This is a genomic window from Halobellus captivus (assembly GCF_007655485.1).
Classification (GTDB): Archaea; Halobacteriota; Halobacteria; order Halobacteriales; family Haloferacaceae; genus Haloquadratum; species Haloquadratum captivum.
In genome coordinates this window covers 1-10,237 of sequence record NZ_VJXQ01000001.1, presented here as the reverse complement: position 1 = coordinate 10,237, position 10,237 = coordinate 1, and the positions used below count along the sequence as shown (strand labels likewise).

At 62.4% G+C, this 10,237-nt stretch carries 10 protein-coding genes and 1 pseudogene; 3 read left to right on the top strand and 8 right to left on the bottom strand.

All coding sequences use genetic code 11. From position 1 onward, the window contains the following. The 4 genes and pseudogenes from FJT57_RS16505 to FJT57_RS00040 form a co-directional block, all read right to left on the bottom strand. A pseudogene (locus tag FJT57_RS16505) lies at positions 1-358 on the bottom strand (amidohydrolase family protein); the annotation flags it as partial. A gap of 259 nt (positions 359-617) precedes the next feature. Further along, positions 618-1,403, bottom strand: coding sequence for an ABC transporter permease (locus tag FJT57_RS00050; protein WP_144900775.1), 786 nt, complete (start codon positions 1,401-1,403; stop codon positions 618-620). Continuing rightward, positions 1,394-2,185: an ABC transporter permease gene (locus FJT57_RS00045; protein ID WP_144900774.1), complete on the bottom strand. Its 792-nt coding sequence runs from the start codon at positions 2,183-2,185 to the stop codon at positions 1,394-1,396. The genes FJT57_RS00050 and FJT57_RS00045 overlap by 10 nt, the downstream gene beginning before the upstream one ends. Positions 2,186-2,187: 2 nt before the next feature. Next, a complete protein-coding gene (locus tag FJT57_RS00040) occupies positions 2,188-2,970 on the bottom strand; it encodes an ABC transporter ATP-binding protein (RefSeq protein WP_144900773.1) in 783 nt (260 codons plus the stop codon). 542 nt (positions 2,971-3,512) lie between these two features. Between FJT57_RS00040 and FJT57_RS00035 the strand changes: the two genes are divergently transcribed. After that, positions 3,513-3,962 carry a universal stress protein gene (locus tag FJT57_RS00035; RefSeq protein ID WP_144900772.1) on the top strand — a complete coding sequence of 150 codons (450 nt, stop codon included), beginning with the start codon at positions 3,513-3,515 and terminating at the stop codon, positions 3,960-3,962. Between the two features lie 116 nt (positions 3,963-4,078). On the opposite strand, the gene FJT57_RS00030 is transcribed toward FJT57_RS00035, so the two are convergent. The 3 genes from FJT57_RS00030 to FJT57_RS00020 form a co-directional block, all read right to left on the bottom strand. After that, the gene (locus tag FJT57_RS00030) at positions 4,079-5,557 is read right to left on the bottom strand and encodes a hybrid sensor histidine kinase/response regulator (RefSeq protein WP_144900771.1); all 1,479 of its coding nucleotides are present in this window, start codon (positions 5,555-5,557) and stop codon (positions 4,079-4,081) included. A gap of 104 nt (positions 5,558-5,661) precedes the next feature. Continuing rightward, a complete protein-coding gene (locus tag FJT57_RS00025; protein WP_144900770.1) occupies positions 5,662-6,330 on the bottom strand; it encodes a cyclodeaminase/cyclohydrolase family protein in 669 nt (222 codons plus the stop codon). A 105-nt stretch (positions 6,331-6,435) separates the two neighbouring features. Beyond that, a complete protein-coding gene (locus tag FJT57_RS00020) occupies positions 6,436-7,626 on the bottom strand; it encodes a redox-regulated ATPase YchF (RefSeq protein WP_144900769.1) in 1,191 nt (396 codons plus the stop codon). 113 nt (positions 7,627-7,739) lie between these two features. Here FJT57_RS00020 and FJT57_RS16795 point away from each other — a divergent pair, with 113 nt between their 5' ends. Further along, a complete protein-coding gene (locus FJT57_RS16795; protein WP_238993864.1) occupies positions 7,740-8,165 on the top strand; it encodes a hypothetical protein in 426 nt (141 codons plus the stop codon). Continuing rightward, complete coding sequence (locus tag FJT57_RS00010; protein ID WP_144900768.1) at positions 8,162-8,551, top strand: hypothetical protein; 390 nt, start codon at positions 8,162-8,164, stop codon at positions 8,549-8,551. Before FJT57_RS16795 ends, FJT57_RS00010 begins: the two co-directional genes overlap by 4 nt. A gap of 71 nt (positions 8,552-8,622) precedes the next feature. On the opposite strand, the gene FJT57_RS00005 is transcribed toward FJT57_RS00010, so the two are convergent. Next, a complete protein-coding gene (locus tag FJT57_RS00005) occupies positions 8,623-9,912 on the bottom strand; it encodes a hypothetical protein (protein ID WP_203229053.1) in 1,290 nt (429 codons plus the stop codon). Positions 9,913-10,237 lie beyond the last annotated feature (325 nt).

Here is a 10,237-nt window from a genome sequence, read left to right as displayed (position 1 = left end):
TGGTGAAGGCCTGCACGCGCTCGTCGTCGGCGTTGACGCCGCCCATCGCGAGGATGAGATGCGAGATCTGTAGGGAGACATCAATATCGAGGAAATCCATTCCCTCGCCGACGCGTTCGGGTTCCTCGGGCGCGTCCGGATAGTTCGAGTGCTCGCGCAGAACTTTCCCGTAGTTCTGTCTGTCGCCCGTCGACGTCGGGAAAAACGAACTGAGGTTCTGTTTGACGCCCGCGTCGTCCCAGTTACTACGCTTGTATTTCGTGTTCCACGGTTCGGGCATGTACTCCGCGACTTCCTTGAACGAGTCCTGATAGTGCCAGTCGCAGTCGATGACTCGCTCCTCGGCCGCATCGATCATCGCATCGCCTCCCCGCGAAGCCCGTACTCATAACACGCTCCCATTGAGAGACGGTCGCAGCCCACACAACCGTGACTGAGGGTCGTTAGCATACACTCGCGTCTTTGATGTACATCCATTTAGGTTTTTGTGCTTCCGCTGGCGAGAGAGCAGGCGGCGGTGGAGCGTCGCCGACCAATCAACGTAGAGACGGCCGAACGGGGAGAGCGATCCGATCCGCGAAACGTGGAAGAAGCCGATTATGACTGCGGTCCGGAACTCAGGTCCAGTGGAGGAGGCGACTCCGGATGAATCTGAGTCCGCGGTCCAGTCCGATGCCGATGAACATCACGGCGATGATCGCGGCGTAGACCTGTGCCGACTGGAACGAGCGAACGCCCTGAATTTCGAGCGCACCGAGTCCGCCGCCACCGGCCACCATCTCGAAGACGAACGTGATGATCAGCGATAGCGGCATCGCGATCTGGAACCCGGTGATGATCCCGGGGAGCGCCGCGGGCAGCACCACCCGCCGGAGCAGTCGGCGGTCACTCGTGCCCATCATTTGGGCCGCCCAGAGGAGGTTCGTCTGCACCTGCTGGGTGCTGTCTCGCGCGTTGACCGCGACGGGCCAGAACGTCCCGACGGCCACCATAATGATTTTCGAGATGTCGCCGATGCCGAACCAGAGCATAAACACGGGGATCAGCGAGATGATCGGGACCGGGTACCCGATCTTGATGATCGGATCGAAGAACCAGTCGACGAAATCGTTACGCGCCGAAAGCACGCCGACGATCACGCCGAAGACCGACGCGATCGCGAGCCCGACGAGCGCGCGGTACAGCGTCAGAAACGCGTTTTCCAGCATCTGTCCCGACAGCGTCAGCTCGATGAACCGGAGGATGATGTCCGAAAGCGGCGGGAGGAAGTAGTAGTGAATGAGCTCGAGTTGGCCGACGAGCTCCCACAGCACCAGAACGATCACCAGCGAGTAGATCGACTTGCCGATGTCGACGAGCCGCGACGTATCGAATCCGTCCGTTGCGTCTGCGTTTACGTCCATACTAACACCCTGTTACGAGCCTCCTCGAACCCACGGACGGCAACGAACGCGACCGCCGAGATGATGACGATGTTCGCGAACATCCGCGGGTAGTTTCCGATCTGTCCGGAGGTGAGGATCAGATAGCCCATCCCCTGGTTCGACGCGATGAGTTCTGCGCTCACGAGCGCGACGAAGGCGATCGGAACCGCCTGCCGAATCCCGGTCATAATCTCGGGGATCGTCGCGGGGAACACGACTTTGAACAGCATCGCTCGCTCGCTGGTACCCATCATTTGCGCCGCCCACACGAGGCTCTGGTTTACGTCGTTGGCGGCGTTGTACGCGTTCAACACGACCGGCAGCAAGCACGCGAGGAAGACGATCAGAATCGCGGTCTCCGTGCCCACGCCCAGCCACAGGATCGCGAGCGGAACGAGCGCTGTCTTCGGAATCGGGTAGGTCATCGACAGGAAGATGTCGAAGAAGTTCTCGACCGGCTTCGAGCGGGCCATCCCGATCCCGAGCAGGACCCCGACGAGGATACTCAGCCCGAGTCCGACGGTGATCCGGAACAGCGAGATGAACAAGTGCGAGAACACGTCGCCGGTCACGATGAGTTCGACGATGCGGCTCAAAACGATCGTCGGCGGGGGGAGGATCGATTCCGCGACGAACGTACCGCTCGCGAACTCCCAGAGCACAACCAAAATTCCGAGCGGGATCCAATCGAAGATTGTTTGGACGATTCCCTGGAGAGGGGCGGGAAGCGTCTCGATCCGCTGGGACGTCGCGTGCCCCACGGCTACAGTGTCACCTCGGTTTGGGTCTCTTCGTGGAGCGATTTCCAGACGGCGTTCTTGTACTGGGCGAACGCATCGGAGGTGACGATGTCCTCTCGCGACCCGGAGCGATCCAAGTCGATCTCGGTGACCGTCTTTTTCGTTCCCGGATGCCGCGTCATAATCAACACGCGCTCGGAGAGGTACACCGCTTCCTCGACGTCGTGTGTGATGAACACGATCGTCTTTCCGAGATCGTCCCAGATATCGATCAGTTGGTCCTGCAGCGCCTCACGGAGCGGTTGGTCGAGCGCGCCGAACGGCTCGTCCATCAGCAGGATCTTCGGCTCGTAGGCGAGCGTACGCGCGATGCCGACGCGCTGTTTCATCCCGCCGGAGAGCTCCTTGGGATATTTATCCTCGAAACCGTCGAGGTCGACGAGGTCGATGTACTTCTGTGCGGTGGTCTGGCGCTCTTCTTTCGGGACGCCGCTCTCTTCCAGCCCGTAGGTGACGTTCTCGAAGACGGTCCGCCAGGGGAACAGCGCGTAGTCTTGGAACACGACGCCTCGGTCGGTCCCGGGACCGCTGATCGGCTCGCCGTCGACAGCGATCGTCCCCGACGTCGTGTCCAAGAACCCCGCAATGAGGTACAGAAGCGTACTTTTGCCGCATCCACTCGGTCCGACAACGCTGACGAATTCCCCGCCTTCGACGTCGAAAGACAGGTCGTCGATGGCCTTCGTCCGCTCGGGGCCCTCGCCGTACACCTTCTCCAGTTCGGAGATGGTTACTCGTCCATCCATTACTGGTTCACCCCATTGGATGGGCATTGACTGTTCCGATATATACTCGTCCCGCCGCCGTGTTCGCTGTCGTTCGTGCTCATTGGGATCATCACCTATTATCGCAGACGGATCGTGCACTGTGGCACACTGAAACTCCGGTCGATCGGATCATCGACGTCGTCCGGGTATCTCCGTGGGCTGGACGGATAGCGCGGTCGAATAACCGTGACCGCTTCTGGTACCACGTAACATAATGCCGTTACAGTATCCATCGTACAAAAGCCTTCCTTCCGACGGAGTCAACCTCGTGGAATCGGTAGCAACACTGCGGTTGCATTGCTGCACCGTTCGTGTTTATTAGTGAATAAGAAACTAATATATAGTTTTTAAATATATTTACAGAAACACAAGATATCCATTCTAATTACGTTAAAACTGGAAATAAGATATATAGATGCTGGAGATTGTATTGTGAATTCTTTCAATATTTATTTATAGATATCCCCGCTCAGCGGTAACGATCACTGGTATTTTTCCACTCGAACGTCGTATCGAAAGACATATTCGAAAAGATACTACTTGCGACCGACGGCGAAGCGGCTTCGGACCGCGCGACAGACCACGCGATCGAGTTAGCGGCCTACCACGGCGCCACGTTACACGTCCTGTACATCGTCGACAGCGACGTCTACGACGCCTACAGCGGCGACGAGTACGTCGACGGCCACGAGGGACCGGAGCACGGCCTCGAAGACGTCGGTGAGGAGGCGATCGCCGCGGTCGTCGAGCGGGCCGAAGGGCGCGACGTCGAGGTGGAAGGACACCTCAAGCACGGGCAGCCCCCGGAAGCGATCGTCGAATTCGCCCGCGAGGCCGACGTTGATCTCGTAATCCTCGGGACGCGACGCCGACCCGACGAGTACCGGAGTCTGCTCGGTAGCACCACCGACCGGGTGCTCCGACTGGCCGAGATGCCCGTGACCGTAGTCAAAACGCCTGTCGAGTCCTGATCTCGCTCACCTCACGCACCGATTCGATTAACGTCACTATTCGGCTCGATGATGGGCCATCCGATTCGATGACGTGATATTGGATTCGATGATGCGCTGTTCGGTGCGATAACGCCCTATTCGGTGTGAATCTCGAACCGAGCGCCGCCGAGCGTTCGGGCGTCGCCGACATCGATCTTCCACCGGTGGGCGAGCACGATCTGATGGACGCTTGCCAGCCCCATTCCCGTGCCGCTGTCGTCTCGCTTCGTCGAGAACCCGGGGTGGAAGGCACGCTCTCGCACGTCGGGAGCGACACCCGGCCCCGAATCCTCGTAGGCGAAGCCCTCGTCTGTCGGTCCGACCAGAACGTCGACGTCCGTCGACCCGTGTTCGATCGAGTTCCGAACGAAGTTCTCGAAGACCCGCTGGAGCCCGTCCCTGTCCGCGGTGACCCTCAGCGGTTCGCGGATCGAAAACGAGGCTTCCTCCGGAGGATCGACCGCGCTCCACGCGTCGGCGAACACGTCCGCGATCGGGACCTCGGTCGGCTCGGAGACGATCTCCCCGCTCCGCAGCGTCTCCGCGAGATCGGAGCGGAGGTCGTCGATCCGTTCGACGGCGTCGAGCGCGCGCTCGATGTGCTCGTCGTCCCCGGTGGTACGGGCCAGTTCCAGCCGTCCCTGCGCCGTCGAAATCGGGGTCTGGAAGTCGTGAGAGACGAAGTTCGCGAAGTCGTCGAGGCGCTCGTACTGGCGTTCGAGTTCGCGTTCGTGAGCGCGGCGCTCCGAGACGTCTCGGGCCGAGACCACGATCGAGGTCACGGTGCCCTCGGTGTCGGTCACCGGACGGAAGTACCCTTCGGCGGTGATCGGCCTGCCGCGGGGGTTCGGATGCGTCGATTCGTACTCCACATACTCTCCCGCGGCGGCCGCGTCGACCCACTCTCGGACGTCGTCACGGCGTTCGTCGGCCCACCACGGCGTGTCGCAGAAATCCTCGCCGACGACGTCGTCGCGACTGACGCGGACGTATTCGATCGCGGTCTGGTTGACGTCCACGAGAGTTCCGTCCGTATCGAGGAGGCCGACGAGAAGGTTCGGATCGTCGAAAATCGCCTCGAAGCGACGTCGGCTCCGACGGCGTTCGCGCTCTCGGCTTCTCGATTCCACTGCGTTCTCGATTCGATTCGCGAGTAAGGCGTACTGCTTCTGTTCGCCGGTCTTTTGGAAGTAGTCCGTGATGCCCGCAGAGATTGCGCGGCTCGCGACAGCCTCGGAGCCAGTCCCGGTGAAAAGGATCACCGGAATGTTCGGATCGACGTCGTGGACGGCGTCCAGGAGGTCGAGGCCCGTCGTTCCGCCCAATTCGTCGCCCGGCGTCCCGGTGAACTCGTCACCCTTCGTCCCGGTGAACTCGTCACCCTTCGTCCCGGTGAACTCGTAATCGGTGACCACGCAATCGACGTCGCGCTCGCGGAGTGTCCGAACCGCGTCATCCGGATGTGGCAGCGCAGTGACGGTAATCGAATCGGTTGCGTTCTGCAACGAATCGACCGTTAGATCCCGAAACTGCGGGTCGGACTCGACGTGGAGAACCCGGATCGGACCGTCCATCGTCTCACACACCACGCGGAACCGTCTTAGTAATTGCTATCCTGTCAAATCCGTATCTAGTACCCCGTTCAGCCATCGGGCATCACTACCCCGACGACAGACGCTCACAGCACGTCGTGTCGGATCGCTGCCGCCCGTGTCGCGATCTCCGCGCTTCGCTCCTCGATCGTCGCCGCGTACGATCGGTCCTCCAGCGTTTCGACGTTCACCGAGACCGTCGCGAGCGACGCTCGAACCGCGGCGTCCGCGAGATACGCGCCCGCTCTCGCGTCGGCAGCGACGCCCGGTCGCCCGTGTTCGATCACGACGGCCGCGTCTTCGAGCACGGCCAGCGCCGCCTCCGCGGTCGCCAGCGGAACGCCCGCCGCGCGCTTGGAAATCCGATCGGACGGTTCGGAGGGCGAACCGCCGCCGAACAGTTCGTCGACGAGCTCCGCGTCCCGGTCGGCGAGCAGCAGGAGTTTCCGGCGTTGGTCGGCGAGATCCGCGCGGAGGTCCTCGAAACCGTCGAGATTTGGGTCCTCGAGATCCAGGCCATCGAGATCTGAGTCATCGAAATCGGGGTCGTCAAAATCGGGATCGCCAGAACTGGGGTCGGTGAGATCAGGGTCGTCGGCGTCGCTACCCCGCGCGGCGACCGTGTGAATGCAAGCCATCTCGCAGAGCGCTGCACCCATCGCGGCGGACACTGCGACGACGGTTCCGCCCGCGGGTGTCACCCGCTCGGAGGCGACGTCGTCGAGGAACGTCCCGATCGGGGCCTCATCGATCATAGTTCGAGGAGCGGTCTCACTCCTCAAGAACCTACTTGTCCCCGCGCCCAGCGTTGATTCGATCACAACCTCGGCAACAACGCCGTCGGAAACGCTCTCCCGCGATCAGTTGGTCGTGACGATCTCGACGACATCGCGGTGATCGAGTTCGTGGTCGGAACCGACCTGCCGGTTCGAGCGGCAGTCGATGCCGTGCAGGAGTCCCTTGCCGATGTCGGAGTGGAGGTGGTAGGCGAAGTCTTCGGTGGTCGATGCCTCGGGAAGGATAAAGCAGTCCCGGAAGACGCCCTGGGAGTCGGCACGTCCGTTCGCACTGCCCGGGAAGATCGCGATCGCGCCCATCACGTCGAAGAGGGCGGATTCGAGGACGTCTTGAACGCCCGTCCCGTCGAAGTCGTCGACGTACTCGCGGATCTGTTCGAGACCGGCGGCCTGTTCCTCGGAGGGGTCGCCGACGATCTCGAAGTTCGATGCCCCCGGCTGATAGTCGACGACGTCGGCCTCGTTCGCCTGCTTGAGCGCCTTCTCCGCGTGCGCGCTCGTGGGGACGAAGGTGAGGTGCTCGTAGTCGGGATCGGACGTCACCGAATCGTAGTGCTCCTGTGCGGCGGGTTTGTCCATCTTGTTCGCCGCGATCACGATGGGTTTCGTTCGTTTTCTGATCTCGCGGGCGACGCGCGCTTTGATCTCCTCGTCCCACTCCTCGGGATCGAGTCCGGCGTCGGTCGCGAGCAGGATCTGCTTGATCTCGTCTTTGTTGGTCTTGAACGCCGACATCTGTTCGGCGAGGTCCTCTTCGATCTTCTTCTCCTCGCCGTGGTAGCCCGACCGGTACCGTTCGAGGCCCTTCTCCAAGATGTCGAGATACCACATATCGAGTTCGTTCTCGAGGAAGTCGATGTCCTCGCGAGGGTCGTGGCCCTCGGTCGGTTCGCCCTCGAGATCGGTCTCGCCGGAGAAGTCGACCACGTGGGCGAGCACGTCGGCCTCATTGAGATCAGTGAGGAACTGGTTTCCGAGGCCTTTCCCCTCGTGTGCGCCTGGGATGAGGCCCGCGACGTCGACGAGTTTTACCGGGACGAACCGGGTGCCGTCGTCGCAGTAGCCGACGGAGGGCGTACACGTCTCGTCGAACTCCGGTGCGGCGCACTCGACGCGGACGTACGCCTCGCCGACCGATGGATCGATCGTGGTGAACGGATACGCGCCTTCGGGAACGTCGTTCATCGTCGCCGCATTGAAGAAGGAGGACTTGCCGACGGAGGGCTTGCCGACGAGTCCGATCTTGTAGCTCATTGCTCGCAGAAGTCCCTCGTGGCTCAAAAACCGTCCTATCCGACGTCTCGTCGTGATGCGATGACACGGCGCACACCGACAGGGTATTTTGTCGCCGCCTCGGACGTGGCGGTATGAACGAGGCGGGAGATCGTCCCGACGCCGTCGACGGCGGATCCGGCGAACCGAGCGACGCCAACGAGCCGAGCGAGAAGGCGGAGGTGGGCGACACCTTCGGCGTCGGCATCCACGTCACCGAATCGGAGTTCCAGTTCGTCGTCCACGTTCCTTCAGATATTGACTCCGGATGGACCGATCCGCAGGCGTTTCAGGGATACGTCGAACGCGCGGTCTGGGACCGCCTCGATCGGGAGTCGACGCTCCGTCGGCTCGCGAGAGAGGCCAGCGTCGGTGAGACTGTCACGCTCGGACACGTCACGCTCCACCCGGACGGAACCGTCGTCGACGCGTCGCTGGACGTGCCCGGCAGTGCGCAACCGGAAGGCGGGGAATCAACGGGCGAGCAGCCGGAGGACGGGAAACGACCGGACGGGTCGTGACCGACGCGCTCGACGCCGTCATCGACGCCGCGCTGCAGCGCGCGCTCGTGTCTGAAAGCGAGGCGCGACAGTACTTCGCGCTCGCCGGAGTACTCGACCGAATCGGGCGAACGGCCGCGGACGACGTCCGCGTCGGTCCCCTTGGTGCGTCGCTTCTGAGCACAGTCTCGGTTCACGCGTTAGCGGACGGAGACGCCGAAACCGGGCTTGACGTCGAGGCGTGGACGCCCGGAACCGAAGAGCGACGGACCGAGTTCGTCGTGGCTGGGGCGCTCACCGCGCTGCGACGGTTTGACGTCGACCTCGATGTCGTGGCGTCGCAGGCCGGACTGTCACCCGCGCGTCTCGATCGCTATCGGGAGTCCTCACCGGAAGAGAGACCATAACGGAGAACCGGTCGTGGAAAACAGCGGTCGCGAGAAACTGTCTGTCCTCAGGTTACGCCCGGCGTCGCTCGTTAGTTTCGACCGGGGGCGTTCCCGGAGTTGCCGGGCGCACCGCTCGATCCGCTGTTGCCGCTGGCGGCGCTGGAGCCGTCGTCATCGTCGTCCGCATCGCCTTCGTCGTCTCCGTTCTCGTCGGCCTCGTCATCCTCCGTCTCTGATTCTTCGCCGTCGTCCGCGTCGTCCGCGTCGTCAGACTGTCCGGGAGCATCGCCCGATTGACCGGGGGCGTCAGCCGATCCGGAGGCTGCGTCCGACTGTCCGGGGGCGTCGCCGGAGCGACCCGGTGCGTCCTCGGTTTCGTTTTCGTCGTCAGCGAGACCCGGTGCCTCGGCGGCGTTCCCCGGGTTGTTACTCGTCACGAAGTCCGAGATGATCTGCCCCGGCGGGCCGTCGAAAGTGCCCGACTGCAGAGCAGCAACGAAGTTCGAGACCGTCTGACCGAAGATGCCCTCTTCCTCGACGAACTCGACAGTCAGATCGGTCGTCGTCGTGGCCGTCTCGTTGTCAGCCGTCGCGTTCACGGAGATCGTGACGTTTTCCCCCGGAAGCGGGAGGGCGACCTCGCCGTTCTCGTCGGTCTCGTACGTGCCGGTCCCCGCGTAGTCGCCGTCGGCCTCGACGTCGACGGTGGCGTTCTCCACCGCGTCGGAGCCGTGCGTTACCGTCACGAAGACGCCGTCGGTCCGCTGTTCAGCCGAGACGTCGAGCTGCGCGGACCCCTCGAGTTCGGTCGACGTCTCGGCGGTTAGGTCATCGCTGGTGGCCGTCACGGTGACGGCCTGGGTGTCTTCGGGCTGCTCGAACGTCGCAGTACCGTTCTCGTTCGTCGTTGCGGTCGCCGAGTAGTTTGCGTCGCCCGCGGCTTCGATGGAGGCGTTTTCGACCGCTTCACCGTACTGCGTCACGGTCGCAGTCGCCGTTCCATCGGATTCCTGCGTCACGTCAACGTCGAGTGACTCCTCGTGGGGAACGAGTTCGACCTGCTGGCTCGTGTTGGCGTCGTCAGCGGTCACCGCTACCTCGACGGTGACTGTCTCGTTCGGATTCGGAAGCGTGACGGTCCCGTTCGCGTCGGTCTCGTACGTGCCGTTCCCGTCATACGCCGACGAAGCCGTCACGTTCACGGTGGCGTTCTCCACTGCGGTTTCGTTGTCTGTGACAGTCACGGTCGCGTCGCCGGTCTCGGACTGCTGTTCGACGTCGACCGAGAGATCCGTCGCCGCGCTCGCACCCATCGGGAACGCTGCCAGTCCGACGAGTGCCACCACGGCGATGATCGTGAGTGTCTTGCTGCGGGTCATTTGCAACCGCTCGTTGCGACGGATACCCCATAAACGGAGAACTCGCTCAGGCCGTCTTCTTCCCAATTAATCCGATTTAACTGGGTTAACTGTCTCGCAATTGGCCGACCGCGATCCGCAGGTGGGCGTCGGGCCGTGCACCGCGAATCGCTCGCGTGGTGTCGCTCGCGCGCGGACAAGCGGTCGTTCGAAGAAGTAGCATCGAGAGTATACGGTCTACAGTTCGTCCGATCGAAGGTCGCTGTGAACATCGATTCGTTATGCCCGTCGTTCGCGAAGGATGATTCTCCGCGCGATGCTCTTCACGGTTTCCCGCCCGGTGGTG

What these genes read in the sequence shown, in the direction of transcription:
- FJT57_RS16795 (WP_238993864.1), top strand. Translation starts at nt 7,740, where the DNA reads ATGAACGAGGCGGGAGATCGTCCCGACGCCGTCGACGGCGGATCCGGC.
- FJT57_RS00050 (WP_144900775.1), bottom strand. Translation starts at nt 1,403, where the DNA reads ATGGACGTAAACGCAGACGCAACGGACGGATTCGATACGTCGCGGCTC.
- FJT57_RS00030 (WP_144900771.1), bottom strand. Translation starts at nt 5,557, where the DNA reads ATGGACGGTCCGATCCGGGTTCTCCACGTCGAGTCCGACCCGCAGTTT.
- FJT57_RS00005 (WP_203229053.1), bottom strand. Translation starts at nt 9,912, where the DNA reads ATGACCCGCAGCAAGACACTCACGATCATCGCCGTGGTGGCACTCGTC.
- FJT57_RS00040 (WP_144900773.1), bottom strand. Translation starts at nt 2,970, where the DNA reads ATGGATGGACGAGTAACCATCTCCGAACTGGAGAAGGTGTACGGCGAG.
- FJT57_RS00020 (WP_144900769.1), bottom strand. Translation starts at nt 7,626, where the DNA reads ATGAGCTACAAGATCGGACTCGTCGGCAAGCCCTCCGTCGGCAAGTCC.
- FJT57_RS00025 (WP_144900770.1), bottom strand. Translation starts at nt 6,330, where the DNA reads ATGATCGATGAGGCCCCGATCGGGACGTTCCTCGACGACGTCGCCTCC.